General features: G+C 72.2%; 12 protein-coding genes and 1 pseudogene. 7 read left to right on the plus strand and 6 right to left on the minus strand.

The genetic code is table 11. The features are described 5' to 3' along the window. Position 1: 1 nt before the first annotated feature. From ACPCK6_RS18495 to mce, 5 genes are all read right to left on the minus strand, one after another. Positions 2 to 1,219: an AI-2E family transporter gene (locus tag ACPCK6_RS18495; RefSeq protein ID WP_396881244.1), complete on the minus strand. Its 1,218-nt coding sequence runs from the start codon at positions 1,217 to 1,219 to the stop codon at positions 2 to 4. Between the two features lie 292 nt (positions 1,220 to 1,511). Beyond that, the gene (locus tag ACPCK6_RS18500) at positions 1,512 to 3,608 is read right to left on the minus strand and encodes a hypothetical protein (RefSeq protein WP_423481718.1); all 2,097 of its coding nucleotides are present in this window, start codon (positions 3,606 to 3,608) and stop codon (positions 1,512 to 1,514) included. Between the two features lie 171 nt (positions 3,609 to 3,779). Next, entirely contained in the window at positions 3,780 to 5,030 is a 1,251-nt protein-coding gene (locus ACPCK6_RS18505; RefSeq protein ID WP_318335461.1) for a DivIVA domain-containing protein, read from the minus strand. 263 nt (positions 5,031 to 5,293) lie between these two features. Then, positions 5,294 to 6,649 (minus strand): crotonyl-CoA carboxylase/reductase, encoded by a 1,356-nt coding sequence (ccrA, locus tag ACPCK6_RS18510; protein ID WP_194800729.1) that lies wholly within the window; start codon positions 6,647 to 6,649, stop codon positions 5,294 to 5,296. A 301-nt stretch (positions 6,650 to 6,950) separates the two neighbouring features. After that, positions 6,951 to 7,415, minus strand: coding sequence for a methylmalonyl-CoA epimerase (gene mce, locus ACPCK6_RS18515; RefSeq protein WP_423481719.1), 465 nt, complete (start codon positions 7,413 to 7,415; stop codon positions 6,951 to 6,953). A gap of 62 nt (positions 7,416 to 7,477) precedes the next feature. Here mce and ACPCK6_RS18520 point away from each other — a divergent pair, with 62 nt between their 5' ends. The 3 genes from ACPCK6_RS18520 to ACPCK6_RS18530 all read left to right on the plus strand — a co-directional run bounded on the left by ACPCK6_RS18520 (position 7,478) and on the right by ACPCK6_RS18530 (position 10,343). Beyond that, positions 7,478 to 8,671, plus strand: a complete 1,194-nt coding sequence (locus ACPCK6_RS18520) for an acetyl-CoA C-acetyltransferase (RefSeq protein ID WP_423481720.1) — start codon at positions 7,478 to 7,480, stop codon at positions 8,669 to 8,671. A 12-nt stretch (positions 8,672 to 8,683) separates the two neighbouring features. Beyond that, the gene (gene meaB, locus ACPCK6_RS18525) at positions 8,684 to 9,685 is read left to right on the plus strand and encodes a methylmalonyl Co-A mutase-associated GTPase MeaB (protein WP_194800616.1); all 1,002 of its coding nucleotides are present in this window, start codon (positions 8,684 to 8,686) and stop codon (positions 9,683 to 9,685) included. Positions 9,686 to 9,938: 253 nt separating this feature from the next. Next, on the plus strand, positions 9,939 to 10,343 hold the full coding sequence (locus ACPCK6_RS18530; RefSeq protein ID WP_194800617.1) for an Asp23/Gls24 family envelope stress response protein: 405 nt from the start codon (positions 9,939 to 9,941) through the stop codon (positions 10,341 to 10,343). 15 nt (positions 10,344 to 10,358) lie between these two features. On the opposite strand, the gene ACPCK6_RS18535 is transcribed toward ACPCK6_RS18530, so the two are convergent. Further along, positions 10,359 to 10,775: a GntR family transcriptional regulator gene (locus tag ACPCK6_RS18535; protein ID WP_423481721.1), complete on the minus strand. Its 417-nt coding sequence runs from the start codon at positions 10,773 to 10,775 to the stop codon at positions 10,359 to 10,361. A gap of 324 nt (positions 10,776 to 11,099) precedes the next feature. On the opposite strand from ACPCK6_RS18535, the pseudogene ACPCK6_RS18540 reads away from it, so the two are divergent. The 4 genes and pseudogenes from ACPCK6_RS18540 to ACPCK6_RS18555 all read left to right on the plus strand — a co-directional run. Then, a pseudogene (locus ACPCK6_RS18540) lies at positions 11,100 to 11,367 on the plus strand (DivIVA domain-containing protein); the annotation flags it as partial. After that, complete coding sequence (locus tag ACPCK6_RS18545) at positions 11,364 to 11,621, plus strand: hypothetical protein (RefSeq protein WP_194800618.1); 258 nt, start codon at positions 11,364 to 11,366, stop codon at positions 11,619 to 11,621. The pseudogene ACPCK6_RS18540 and the gene ACPCK6_RS18545, both read left to right, overlap by 4 nt. A 152-nt stretch (positions 11,622 to 11,773) precedes the next feature. Then, entirely contained in the window at positions 11,774 to 12,490 is a 717-nt protein-coding gene (locus ACPCK6_RS18550; protein WP_423481722.1) for a FadR/GntR family transcriptional regulator, read from the plus strand. A 191-nt stretch (positions 12,491 to 12,681) separates the two neighbouring features. Beyond that, positions 12,682 to 14,148 carry a P1 family peptidase gene (locus ACPCK6_RS18555; RefSeq protein ID WP_423481723.1) on the plus strand — a complete coding sequence of 489 codons (1,467 nt, stop codon included), beginning with the start codon at positions 12,682 to 12,684 and terminating at the stop codon, positions 14,146 to 14,148. Positions 14,149 to 14,341 lie beyond the last annotated feature (193 nt).

The raw sequence follows: 14,341 nt of genomic DNA on the forward strand, positions 1-14,341 counted from the left end.
CTCAGCGGGCGTCCTGGCGGGGTAGCACCACCTCGCGCAGGATCAGCTGCAACGCGGCCACCGTCGGGATCGCGATGAGCGCGCCCACCACGCCCAGCAGCGCCACCCCGAGCAGCGCGGCGAGCAACGCGGCCACCTCGTTCACCGCCACCGCCCGGCGCATGATCTTCGGATAGATCAGGTAGTTCTCCACCTGCTGGTAGAGCACGAAGAACACCAGGCAGGCGATGCCCACCGGCAGGTCGGTGGCGAGCCCGACGAGCGTCACCACCACCGCGCCGAGCGTCGCGCCGATCTGCGGGATCAGGTCGGTCACCGCGACCACCACGGCCAGGGCGAACGGGTACGGCAGGCCGACCGCCAGCGCGAACACGAACGTGCTCACCCCGGCCAGCACCGCGATGGCGAGCGCACCGACCATGTACGCGCCGACCCGGGTGAGGATCTCGTCGCCGATCAGCCGGACCCGTTCCCGGCGTGAGCGCGGCGCCAGCGCGTACCCGAGTTCGCGCAGCTTGTCGAAGTACGCCAGGAAGTAGATCGTCAGCACCAGCACGGTGAGCAGGCGGAAGATCGTCCCGAAGATCAGTTGCGCGCCGCCGAGCACCCCGCCGAGCGCCCGCCCGACGTTGTCCGCGTTCGCCGCCGCCTGGACCCGCTCCATCACGTCGTACCGGATGACCAGGTCGTTGACTGTGGGATTGCGGCGCAGCTCCTCGACGTACCCGGGTAGCTGCTGGATGAACTGGCCGGACTGGGTCACCACCGGCGGCACCAGCGCCAGCAGCCCGGCCACGATCAGCAGCAGCAGGGTGAGCGTCACGACCGCCACCGCCAGCCCGCGCGGCACGCCCCACTTGCGCAACCGGACCACCGCGGGGTGCAGGCCGACCGCGAGGAACAGCGCGATCACCACGAGCACCAGGATGCCGGCGGCGTTGCGGATGCCCAGGAACAACGCGTACGCGAGCAGCACGCCGAGCGCGCCGGTGAACCCGACCAGGAAGGCGCTGCGCCGCAGCGGGCGGCCCGGTACGCCGAAGCGCCCGCTCGGCTCGAACTCACCCGGCTCGACGTCGGTCGGCCGCTCGCCGCTCGTGTCCGTGCCGGATCGCGGTTCGCCGGCGGCGGTCGTGGCGTCGCGCGCGGGTTCCGCCTCGCCGGTGGGGTGCACGGCCGCCGCCTCGTCACCCGGGACGGCGGAACCCTCCTGCGACACCCGTGCCTCCCGGCTCCCGCGCTGCCCGGCTCGCCCGCCGGTGCCGTCCACGCCCGACGCGCGGCCCTCTGCCCGCAGGGTAGTCCTCGCCGTCCGCCCCGACCATCCCACCACCACTTCCCGCCGGGCCGTCCCGGCGCGGGTCACCCGCCAGTTCGGGGAGGTGGTGGGGTCCGGGTGGGGCGGATGCCGCCCCTTCGCCGACGTGGCGCTGGGCCCGCCAGGTCGGGGAAGTGGTGTGGTCCGGGTGGGGCGGATGCCACCACCTCCGCGATCCGGCGCGGCGGGTGGATCAGTCCTTGTCGACCGTCACCGTGCTGGGCTTGGCGCTGCGCTCGTCGGTGGTCGGCTTGGTCGGGCGTTTGCCGTTCTCACCGGTGCTGGTGATCTTCGTGGGGGTGGCGCCCCGGCCGCCCTCACCCGGCACGGCGGCCACAGTGGGCTCGCCGTCGACGCCCGCGCCGACGGGGGAGTCCATCGTGGTCACCGGTTCGCCGACCGGCTTCGCCGTGCCCGCGTCGGGTGACTCGCCGTCACCCCTGGCCGGCCCGGCGCCGTTGGGGACCGCGGTGGCGGTGCCCTTCGCGGCCACCGGCGCGCCGCCGCCGGCCGGGGTGTCGCCGGCGCTCTCCGCGCCGCTGGTGACCGGCGTGCCCTCGCCCGCCGGCGTGCCGTCGCCCGTGGACCGACCGGTGGCGGCGGCGGCGAGGTCGTCCGGGTCGACCGGGGTGGCCGCGATCCCGGCCGAGTCGGCGTCGCGCCGCAGGTCGGTGAGGCGGCGCTGCAGGTCGTCGGACTCCTGCCGCGACTTCCAGGTCTCGGTACGCAGGTCGGCCAGCTCCTGCTGGGCCTTGGCGATCTCCAGCATCACCCCGGCGAGCTGCTGCCGGCCGGCGGCCACCTCCTGCTGGGTGGCGGCCAGGTGCTGCTGCGTGGTGGCGAGGTGCTGCTGGGTGGTGGCCGCGTACTCCTCGAACTGGCGTCGCGAGGCCGCGACGTGCTCGTCGGCCTTGCGGCGCTGCGCGCCGGCGTCCGCCTCGGCGCGGCGCAGCAGCTCGGCGGCCTCCAGCTCGGCCTGCTGCCGCATGCTCAGCGCGTCGGCCTCGGCGGCCTGCCGGACGTCGGCGGCGGTCCGCTCGATCTCGTCGCGCCGCGTCGTGTACGCCTGCTCCAGCTCCTCCTGCCGCTTGGCGTGCTGCTTGTCCAGCTCGTCGCGGCGCTTGGCGAACTCCTGCTCGGCGGCGGCCCGGCGCTGGGCCAGCTCCTTCTCCGCGCCGTCCCGCCGCTCGGCGACCTCCTTCTCCACCCCGGCCCGCCACGCGCCCAGCTCCTGCTGGGTCTGCGCGCGGGCCTGCTGCACGTACGCCTCGGTCTCGGTGCGCATGCGCTGCACGTACGCCTCGACCTCGGCGCGGTTGCGCTTGCCGGCCTCGGCGGCCTCGGTGGTGAGCCGGTTGGCCTCGCTGCGGGCCCGGCCGCGGGTGGCCTTGGCGGCCTCCTCCGCGTCGTCCACGATCTTCTTGGCCTCGGCCAGCGCCTTGGCGTGCGTGGCCCGGCCGGCCTCGGCGGCGGCGTCGGTGAGCCGCTTGGCCTCCTGCTGGCCCTTGGCGTGCACCTCCTTGGCCGCCTCGCGGAGCTGGTTCGCCTCCTGCTGGGCCTTGGCCAGCGCCTCCTTGGCCGACTCCCGCAGCCGCGCGGCCTCCTGCTGTGCCCGGGAGTGGATCTCCTTGGCGGTGTCGCGGAGCTGGGTGGCCTCCTGCTGGGCCTTCGCCAGCGCGTCCTGGGCGGTCCGGCGCAGCTTCTCGGCCTCGTCCTGGGCGGCCGTCCGCAGTCTCGTCGACTCGTCCTGCGCGTCCTTGCGCAGCTTCGCCGACTCGTCCTTGGCGGCCTTCAGCGTGGCCTCGGCCTCGGCCTTGCGGGCGGCGGTGTGCCGCTCCTCCTCGGTCCGGCGGGCGGCAAGCGCGATCTCGAAGTCCTTGAGCGCCTGGGCGGCCTGCTCCCGGGCCTCCTCGACGATGTGCTCGGCGGCGGCGCGGCGGGCCTCGATCTCCTCGTTGGCGGCGGCCAGGATGTCGTCGGCCTGCTCCTCGGCCATGGTGAGGATCTGCTCGACGCGCGGACCGAGGTGCCGGAACGACGCCCGGTCCACCACCGCCGCCTGCTTGCGCACCTGGGCCAGGTCGCGCTGGAGCACCTCGACCTGACCGGCCAGCTTGTGGATCTGGGTGTATGCCTGTTCCCGCTCGGTGGTCAACGCCGCGATCTCGTGCTCCGCGCGAGCGACGTAGCGGTCGACCTGCCGTTTCTCGTATCCCCGCAGGGCGGACTCGAAGCTGGGCTCCGTCGTCACGTCCCCGCCGAGCGCGAACAGTTCCTCGCCGTGCGACATGCCCCCATCCTCACACGCATCCGGCTCTGCTGGGGCGATACGGACGCCCCTTCTGGGAGCTACTTCACCCTCCTGACGAAACGGGCCGCACAAGCATGACGGCGCGGGGCGACACCGGTCACCCGGCGTCACCCCGCGCCGTGGCTCATGCCCCCGACAACGGGTGTCCGATCAGCCGGCCGACTCGGCCGTCACCTTCTGCCCGGCGGCGTCCGCCTTCGGCGCCTCGGCCTTGCCGCCGGCCGGCACGCCCGGCACGATGCCGGCCAGGCCGGACAGCATCTGCCCGAGCTGCGAGGTGACCGCGTCCTTCTGACGGGTCAGGTCCTCGACCTCGCGGCGGGCCGCCTGCGTGGTCAGCTCGGCCTCGGTACGGGCCTCGTTGAGCACCCGCTGCGCCTCGGCGCGCGCCTCGTTGAGCGTCTTGTCGGCCAGCGCCTTGGCCTTGTCGACGGTCTCGTTGGCGGTGCGCTCGGACTCGACCCGCCGGGCCTCGGCCCGCTGCTCGATCTCCTTGGCCCGCTCCTGCGCGGCGCGGGCGCGCTGCTCGGCCTCGTTCACCAGCTTCTGGGTCTGCGCGACCTGGGCGGCGTGCCGCTCCGACTCCTCGCGCTCGGCCTTCTCGCGCCGCTCGGCGAGCTGGAGCTCCAGGGCCTGCAGGTCCTTGTCGCGCTTGTCGCGCGCGTCGGTGAGCAGCTTGGTCGCCTCGGCCCGCTTCTCCTCGGCCTCCCGGGCGGCCTTGGCCCGCTGCTGGGTGATCTCCCGCTCGGCGGTGGCGCGCAGCGTGGCGACCTCGCGCTCGACAGTCGACTTCAGCTCGGCCACCTCGTGCGCGGTGACCGTACGCAGCTGCTTGGTCTCCCGGTCGGCGTCGGCGCGCAGCGTGTCGGCCTCGCGGCGGGCCTGCACGCGGACCTCGGCGGCCTCGCGCTCGGCGGCGGTACGGACGCTGCCGGCCTCGCGCTCGGCGGTCGCCTTCATGGCGGCGGCCTCGGCGCGGGCCTTGTCGGTGATCTCACGCGCCTCGAGGCGGGCGGCGGAGAGGATGCCCTCCGACTCGCGCTTGGCCTCGTTGCGGTGGTCGTTGGCCTGCTCCTCGGCCAGCCGCAGGATCTGCTCGACGCGAGTGCCCAGGCCGGAGAGCGTCGGCCGGCTGTTCTCCTCGAGCTGCTTGTTGGTCTCGGTGAGCTTCTGCTCCAGCGCGCTCTGGCGCTGCTCGGCCTGCCGCAGCCGGCGCTGAGCGTCGTTCATCCGCTGCTCGGCCTCGGCGCGGGCCTGCTCGGACTGGCTCAGGGCGGCGCTGAGGCGGCCGATGAAGTCGTCGACCTGGTTGGTGTTGTAACCACGCAGGCCAACGGTGAAATCGGGCTGTGAGTTCGCGTTATCGAAGAACGCAAGAGGGGAGGACTGCTGCTGGGGCATTGGGACATACTGGCAGACGCCCCAGGGTGGTTCGCAAGAGCGGTGGGCACCTTTCGCGTCCTGTTTACATGGTCAACTCGGTCGGCCGGTGAGACCGGACCAATTGGCGATCTTGGCAGCTCCCGGGCGGGTGGGGCGGGTCGGGCTTCTGCGGGGAAGGCGGCGCGAAAAGGGCCGCGGGTCGGTACCCGCGGCCCTTTGTACGTACGCCGGTCGAATGGTGCCCGGCTCCGCCGGAAAGGCAATCCGGTGCGACCGTACGGTCAGTGACCGCGGAACCGGTTGATGGCGCTTTCGTGGCGCGAGCGCATCTCGGTGTCCCGGACGCCGAGCCCGTCGGCGGGGGCGAGGCACCGCACGCCGACCTTGCCCTGGTGCGCGTTGCGGTGCACCTCGTACGCGGCCTGGCCGGTCTGCTCCAGGGCGTACGTCTTCGACACGGTCGGGTGCACCTTGCCCAGCGCGACCAGCCGGTTGGCCTGCCACGCCTCGTGGTAGTTGGCGAAGTGGCTGCCGACGATGCGCTTGAGGTGCATCCACAGGTAGCGGTTGTCGTACTGGTGGTTGAAGCCGCTGGTGGAGGCGCAGGTGACGATCGTGCCGCCCTTCTTGGCGACGTAGACGCTGGCGCCGAAGGTCTCCCGGCCCGGGTGCTCGAAGACGATGTCCGGGTCCTCGCCGCCGGTCAGCTCGCGGATGCGCTCACCGAAACGCCGCCACTCGTCCTGGTCCTGGGTCTGCTCGTCGGACCAGAACTTGAACCCCTCGGCGGTGCGGTCGATGACCAGCTCGGCGCCCATCTTGCGGCACAGCTCGGCCTTCTCCGGCGAGGAGACCACGCAGACCGGGATCGCGCCGCCGTTGAGCGCCATCTGGGTGGCGTAGCCGCCGAGGCCGCCGGAGGCACCCCAGATCAGCACCACGTCGCCCTGCTTCATGTTCGCGCCGTGGTGCGAGACGAGCTGCCGGTACGCGGTGGAGTTGACCAGTCCCGGGCTGGCCGCCTCCTCCCAGCTCAGGTGGCGCGGCTTCGGCATCAGCTGGTTGGCCTTGACGATCGCCAGCTCGGCCAGGCCGCCGAAGTTGGTCTCGAAGCCCCAGATCCGCTGCTGCGGGTCGAGCATCGTGTCGTCGTGGCCGGCGGAGTCCTCCAGCTCGACCGACAGGCAGTGCGCGACCACCTCGTCGCCGGCCTTCCACTTGGTCACACCGGGGCCGGTTCGCAGCACCACGCCCGCGGCGTCCGAGCCGACCACGTGGTACGGCAGGTCGTGGCGGCGGGTCAGCTCGGAGAGCCGGCCGTAGCGCTGGAGGAACTTGAAGGTGGGCAGCGGCTCGAAGATGCTCGTCCACACCGTGTTGTAGTTGATCGCGCTGGCCATCACCGCGACGAGCGCCTCACCCGGGCCCAGCTCGGGGGTGGGCACCTCCTGCACGTGCAGCGCCTTGCGCGGATCCTTGTCGCGGGTGGCCATGCCCTCGAACATGCGGGTGTCCTCGGCGCGCACCACCACGCCCCGGTAGCTCTCCGGCACGGGCAGGCCGGCGAGGCCGGCGAGCTCCCGCTCCGGCTGCGACGAACCCTCCGCCGCCATGATCGCTTCGAGGATGTCCTGCACGGTGACCTCCCGTTTGTCCACACCCGCACGACGCGGGCAGGGGTGCTGCCATCGTCGGCGCCGGTGCGACGGGACCGCCATGTCGGCAATCGACACATTCGGCAACCGGTCGCCGCTGCTGTTCGGGCGGACGTTACTGAACGGTAGCTAAAGCGGGAACCCCTCTGTGAAAAACTGCATCCACCGATGCGTGGAGGTGTCCGTGGGAACGTGCAAGTGCGCACTGCCGCGCGTGTTCCCACGTGTTAGGAAGGGCCCCTTCTTAACAGACGTCTGTTAAGAAGGGGCCCTTCCTTGCATCTCAGGCGGGCTGGACCAGCTCGATCAGCACGCCGCCGGCGTCCTTGGGGTGCACGAAGTTGACCCGGGAGTCCGACGTGCCGCGCCGGGGAGCGTCGTAGAGCAGCCGGACGCCGCGCTCACGCAGCGCCGCGCAGGCCACGTCGATGTCCGCCACCGTGTACGCCACCTGCTGGATGCCGGGACCGCGCTTGTCCAGGAACTTGCCGATCGTGGTGTCCGGCGAGAGCGGCGCGAGCAGCTGCACCATGCCGCCGGAGGCGTCCGGCCCGACCGCGAGCATCGCCTCGCGTACGCCCTGCTCGGTGTTCGTCTCGGTGTGCACGCAGCGCATCCCGAACGTGCGCTGGTAGAAGTCGATCGCGGCGTCCAGGTCGGCCACGGCGATCCCGACGTGGTCGATGCGGCGCAGGCCGATGTCTGTGACAAACTCGGCAGCGGGCTCGACGGGGGAGTTCTCAGCCATGACGCTAGTCTGACCGAACAATCGTTAAGGCGTACAGGTCGGCACCCCCTCGGAGGCAGGCAATGGCTTCGGTGATCGTCAGCGGCGCGCGGACCCCCATGGGGCGCCTGCTGGGCAACCTCAAGGACCTCCCCGCGACCAAGCTCGGTGGCATCGCGATCAAGGCGGCCCTGGAGCGCGCCGGCGTCGCGCCCGAGCAGGTCCAGTACGTGATCATGGGCCAGGTGCTCCAGGCCGGCGCCGGGCAGATCCCGGCCCGGCAGGCGGCCGTCGAGGCCGGCATCCCGATGTCCACCCCGGCGCTGACCATCAACAAGGTCTGCCTCTCCGGGCTGGACGCGATCGCGCTCGCCGACCAGCTCATCCGGGCCGGTGAGTTCGACGTCGTGGTGGCCGGCGGCATGGAGTCCATGACCAACGCCCCGCACCTGCTGCTCGGGCAGCGCTCCGGCTACAAGTACGGCGACGTGACGGTCAAGGACCACATGGCCCTCGACGGCCTCACCGACGCCTGGGACTGCTGCTCGATGGGCGAGTCCACCGAGCGGCACGGCGCGAAGCACGGCATCACCCGCGAGGAGCAGGACGCGTTCTCCGCGGCCAGCCACCAGCGCGCCGCCTCCGCGCAGAAGAACGGCCACTTCGGCGACGAGATCACCCCGGTGGTCATCCCGCAGCGCAAGGGCGACCCGCTGGTGATCAGCGAGGACGAGGGCATCCGCCCGGACACCACCGCCGAGTCGCTCGGCAAGCTGCGTCCCGCCTTCACCAAGGACGGCACCATCACCGCCGGCAGCTCCTCGCCGATCTCCGACGGCGCGGCCGCCGTGGTCGTGATGAGCAAGGCCAAGGCCAAGGAGCTGGGCCTGACCTGGCTGGCCGAGATCGGCGCCCACGGCAACGTGGCCGGCCCGGACAACTCCCTGCACTCGCAGCCCTCGAACGCGATCAACCACGCCCTGAAGAAGGGCGGCCTGAGCATCGAGGACCTCGACCTCATCGAGATCAACGAGGCGTTCGCGGCGGTGGGCATCCAGTCCACCCGTGACCTCGGCATCAGCCCCGACAAGGTCAACGTCAACGGCGGCGCGATCGCGCTCGGCCACCCGATCGGCATGTCCGGCGCCCGCCTCGTACTCACGCTCGCGATGGAGCTGAAGCGGCGCGGCGGCGGCACCGGCGCGGCGGCGCTCTGCGGCGGTGGCGGGCAGGGCGACGCGCTGATCATCCACGTGCCGAACGGCGCCGAGAGCTGATTGCTGATACCTGTGAACGATGCACAGAACGCCCCGGCGGCGGCCACCGGGCCGGTGCGCCGCAGCCGGGACGTACCCATGCTGGTGGAGCGGGCCCGCGCGGGTGACCCCCGCGCGGTGGCCCGCCTGATCACCCTGGTCGAGTCCGGCGACGAGGTGCTGCCGCAGGTGGCGGCGGCGCTCGCGCCGTACGCCGGGCACGCCCAGGTGGTCGGCCTGACCGGCTCGCCCGGCGTGGGCAAGTCGACCACCACGAACGAGCTGGTCCGGGCACTGCGGGCGCGCGGGCACCGGGTCGGCGTGCTGGCGATCGACCCGTCCAGCCCGTTCACCGGCGGCGCGATCCTCGGTGACCGGGTCCGGATGCAGGACCACGCGACCGACCCGGGCGTCTACATCCGCTCGATGTCCAGCCGGGGCCACCTGGGCGGGCTCTCGGCGGCGACGCCGCAGGCGGTGCGGGTGCTGGAGGGTGCCGGCTGCGACGTGGTGCTGGTCGAGACCGTCGGCGTCGGGCAGGCCGAGGTGGAGGTGGCCTCGCTGGCCGACACCACGCTCGTGCTGCTCGCGCCGGGCATGGGCGACGCGATCCAGGCGGTCAAGGCCGGCATCCTGGAGATCGCCGACGTCTTCGTGGTCAACAAGGCCGACCGGGACGGCGCGGACGCCACAGTCCGCGACATCCAGGGCATGATCGCGCTGGGCGAGCGCGGGCCGGGGGAGTGGCGCCCGCAGGTGGTGCGCTCGATCGCCGCCCGTGCCGAGGGCATCGACGACATCGCCGCCGCGATCGACAAGCACCGCGACTGGCTGGAGCGCCACGGCGAGCTGCGCCGCCGCCGGGAGGCGCGGGCCGCCGCCGAGATCGAGGCCATCGCGCTGGGTGTGCTGCGCGCCCGGATCGGCTCACTGCGCGACGGTACGCAGCTCCCGACGCTCGCCGCGAAGGTGGCCGAGGGCGCGATCGATCCGTACGCCGCGGCGGACGAGCTGCTCTCCCAGCTAGGCTCCTGACCCGCCCCCGCCCCCGCCCCCGCCCCCGCCGAGATCTTGGTAGGAAACGGCCCCCATAGGGGCCCTTTCGTACCAAGATCTTCACCGCTCCCACCTGACGGAACGCCGATCTCGCGTGACGGAAGGCGCTCCCACAAACCCCGCGATCTTGCGGTTACGGCCCCGGTTGCGCCTGCTTCGCGGCTTCTGCCGGGGCCGTAACTCCATGATCGACGGTCGATGTACGCTCCCTCGGACGAAGGAGGGTGGGCGCGTGGAGCACGACGCTACTCAGGAGCTGCCGGCGATGCCTGAGACCGTGGCGGGCGGGAGCACTTCGGTCTCGGACGAGGTGGTCGAGAAGATCGCGGTGGCCGCCGCGAAGTCGGTGCCCGGGGTGGCCGAGCTGGGCGGCGACATCGCCCGCTTCTTCAACGCCGTGCTGGACCGGGTCGGGCTGGAGCAGGTCGGGGACGCGCGGCGCGGCTGCTCGGCGCACGTCACCGACGGGTCGGCAGTGGTCAACCTCGTCCTCGTGATCGACGCCGGGTACCCGGTGCCGCAGGTGACGGGTGAGGTCCGGGCCGCGGTGGCGTCCGCGATCGAGGCGTACGGGCTGCGGGCCGCCGAGATCAACATCAAGGTCGACGACGTGGCGATGGGTACGCCCACCGCCTGACGCGCGCCGCCCGGCTCAGTCGTGTACCGGGCGGGTCAGCTCCACCTCGTCGCCAGGCAGCAACTCCACGTCGCCCTCCGGGCCGTGGATCTCGAGCACCGGTACGCCCTCGTCCAGCAGCATGTTCCGGCGCTCGGCGCCGGTAGGCATCCGCGCGACGACTCTCGCGCCCGCGGCCAGCTCCACCTGCCTGCGCTGCGGCGTCTCCCGGACCCGCGTGCCGAGCGGACGGCTGGTGGTGACGAGCCCTTCCGATCGCAGCAGCGAAATCGCCATCCGGACCGCGTCCCGGCCGATCTGGTGCTCCTGGCTGAGCCGTGACTCGCTGCCGACGCTCGCCCCGGGCGGCAGCGCGCCCGATTCGATCTGCTCTCGGATCAGGTCGGCGAGCTGGACGTAGACCGGCGTGTGCGAGCGCGGATCGATGGTCATGACGTAAGCCTTGTGCCCCGGTAGATCTGATCCATCAAGGCTTTATGGCGATGATGGATTGTAGCCATGTTGGATTCTTGCTATGGTCGGAGCGTGTTCGTGCGGTAACCGGCGGACATGACTCCTTCGAGTGCTCAATCTCGACTGCCCCGGTGCCGTACCGCGAATCGACGCTGCGGTGGCGGGGCGGGCGGGTCCGCCCGCGCGCGGCGGGCGGGTGGTCCCGCCCTTCCAGTCCCTTCGACCACGAGAGGCAGGCGTTCGTGCGGTGGAACCTCCGGTGGCCCGGTCGGCGCGCGCGAGCCGGGTCGCGGTACCACTCAGCCGGGCTGCTACCGGGCGGCCAACTACACGCCGTTGCGCCCCTGGCAGGTGCGGGGAACGGCGGTTCCGGACGACGCGGCTGGGCCGGCGCGGGCTCGACCCGGCCGAGGTGCACGAGTTCCTCGACCGGGTGGCGCTCGACCTGGCCGACGTCTACCGGGCGCTCGGCGTCAGCCGGGAGGAGACCGCGCGGGTCCGGGACGCGCTGCGACGCTGGCAGTCCGAGCAGGCGCAGAGGCGGATGAACGTGGGAGCGTACCGTCGATGAGTTCCCGCGAGCGGTTCGTCATCCACCTGCCGGTCGTCGCCGGTGATCTGGCCGGCGCCGTACGCCTGGCCCGGGTCGTCGCCCGCTGGTCGGGCGTGCTCGCCCAGGCCGACCCGGGCGAGACCACCGTCTCGGCCGAGGACGAGCAGGGCGTACGCCATCGGGTCTTCTGCGATCTGCGGATGGGCGACGGCCGGCGCTGCCTGCTGCGGGCCGACCACGACGGCCCGTGCGCCCGCCGCCTCCTTCGGTGACCCGCCGCGCGGCCTGCGCACTCGTCGTGGCGGGCGGGGGTTGACCACCGCGCGGGTCGATGCACCGTACCGTTGGTCCCAGCGGCGCGAGGCCGCCGTGCGTCGGGAGGTTCGCCATGCCGAAGGGTGTCTCGTTCGCTCCAGTGCGCACCGTGAGGGCGTACGAGGGGATCGTCCGGCAGGTCGAGGAACGGATCGCCGCGGGGGATCTGCGGCCGGGGGACCGGCTGCCGAGCGAGCGCGAGCTGACCACGCAGTTCGACGTCAGCAGGTCCACGGTGCGTGAGGCGCTGCGCGTGCTGGAGAGCAGCGGCCTGGTCCGCTCGCGCCCCGGTGACCCGCTCGGGCCGCAGGTGATCGCCTCGACCGCCTCGGCGATGCGCAAGCTGTTCGCCCGGGTCGTGGACAGCCGGCGGCTCGGCGTGGCGGAGCTGCTCCAGTTCCGCATGATCATCGAGTCGGCGGCGGGGTCGGTCGCCGCCCGGCTGGCGTCACCGTCCGAGTTGGACGAGCTGGAGCAGGCGCTGACGGGCATGCGCGACGCGGTCGCCGAGGGATACGAGGCGTTCAGCGCGGCGGACCTCCGCTTCCACGAGCACGTCGCCCGGCTGTCCGGGAACGAACTTCTGGTGCTCTGCCTCGACGCGGTCCGGAGCATGGTGCTGGACCTGATCTCGACCAAGCTCGCCCAGGCTCCGGACCCGGAAGCCCTGATGGAGCGCACGCTCGCGCATCACCGGCGCGTCATCGACGCGATGCGGGCGGGCGAGGCCGACGAGGTGGCCCGGCTGACCCGTCAGGAGCTGCACCACTACTACGCCGAGTACGTGCCGGAGGCGCGCCGCTCGATGGTGGACGTATTGCTCTGAATCCGCCTGATGTGGCCTGACCTCGGATTATCCGAGTCGGCCATCAGCTGAGCTGGCTCTTCCCTTCAACTGGTCTGACCAGTAGCCTCCCCCACATCTCGTCGTGTACCACGGGGGACCACCAGTTGCCCAATGCATCGACCGCCCCGGATCGGGGCGGAGGTCGCACCGCTTCACATGGGAGAAGCTGCATGAAGTCGTCCAGATTCGCCGCGTTCGCCGCGGCAGCCCTGGTCTGTCCGGGACTCGTGCTCGTCGGGTCGCCCGCGTCGGCCAACCCCGCCGCCGGTGCCCCGGGCGCCCACAACGCCATCACCGACGTCCCCGGCATCCAGGTCGGCCAGGTCCAGTCCGACACCGCTCCGTACCTGACCGGCACCTCGGTCGTCTACATGCCGCAGATGTCCGTGGCGAGTGTGGACCAGCGTGGTGGCGCCCCCGCCACCAAGGAGACCGACCTGCTCAGCCCGCTCAACTCCAACCCGGGCGTCAACGCGATCCAGCTCGGCGGCAGCAGCATGTACGGGCTGTCGGCGACCAACGGCATCATTCGCTGGCTGGAGGACCGCGGCGAGGGCGTACGCGTCGGCGCCGGCGGTGTCGCCCCGATCGTGCCGGCCGCGGACATCTTCGACCTCGGCCGGGGCGGTGACCCGAAGGCCCGCACCTCCGCCGAGTGGGGTTACCTCGCGGCACAGGCCACCTCGGACGGTCCCGTTCGCCAGGGCGGCGTCGGCGGTGGCACCGGTGCCCGTGGCGGCGGCATGCGCGGCGGCGTCGGCACCGCGAGCGTCCACCTCGGCGACGGCATCTACGTCGGCGCGATGGTGATCGTCAACCCGGCCGGCTCCCCGGTCGACCCGGCCGACTGCACCCTGTACGGCGTCAAGTACGGCATCGGCAACGAGTTCGCCGGGTACAAGGCTCCCAAGAAGAAGGAGTGCAACCCGCCGACCCCGCCGGCCGCCGCCGCCGAGCAGCCGGCGAACACCACGATCGCCGTGGTCGCCACCAACGCCCCGCTGGAGAAGGCCGCCGCGCAGCGCATGTCCGGCAACGCGCACGACGGCATGGCCCGGGCGATCAGCCCGATCCACACGCTCGGCGACGGTGACACCGTGTTCGCGGTGTCCACCGGCAAGGGCGAGGCGCTCCAGATCAACGACCCGGCCGACAGCCGCCAGCTCAACGCCATCTTCAACGCCGGCGCCAGCACGCTCGCCCGTGCCATCGCCAAGGCGGTCCTGTCGTCCGAGAGCATCGGCAACACCACCAGCTACTGTGACCGCTACCCCTCGGCCTGCAAGGGCATGAAGCAGCTCAAGCAGTGGCGTACGCAGGGCAACGCCCCGGACGTGACCCCGCAGACCTTCGCCCAGGCGACCCAGGCGCTGGCCCAGACCCCGGTCCCCGCGCCGGCCGGTGCCGACAACGGCAAGGACAAGCCCAAGCCCAAGGCCGCTCCGGCGGGCAACACCACGAACGACGCCGCTCAGGAGTCGCAGAACGGCATGGTTCTCGCCTCCGGTAACACCGGTGGCCCCACGCTCTCCACGGGTGTGACCACGGGCCTGCTGGCCGCCGCCATCCTCGGCGTCGGCCTGCTGGGGATGCACCTGCGGGGACGCCGCCGGACGCCCTCCACCCGGCTCAGCTGACACGCACGCTGTCTCACCTCGCGCCGGCACCGTAGGCGCGTGACGATCGAGGCGGGTTCCGTCCACCCGGACGGAGCCCGCCTCACGTCGTTCCCGCCCGCCGGCCGGTGGCGCGTCCGCGCTCGGTCTAGCCCGCCGATCTTGGAGTTGTGGCACCTCGCACAGCTCGCATACGGGGCATCCCAGGCGCCAC

The organism is Micromonospora sp. AB353 (genome assembly GCF_049538395.1).
Taxonomy (GTDB): domain Bacteria; phylum Actinomycetota; class Actinomycetes; order Mycobacteriales; family Micromonosporaceae; genus Micromonospora; species Micromonospora aurantiaca.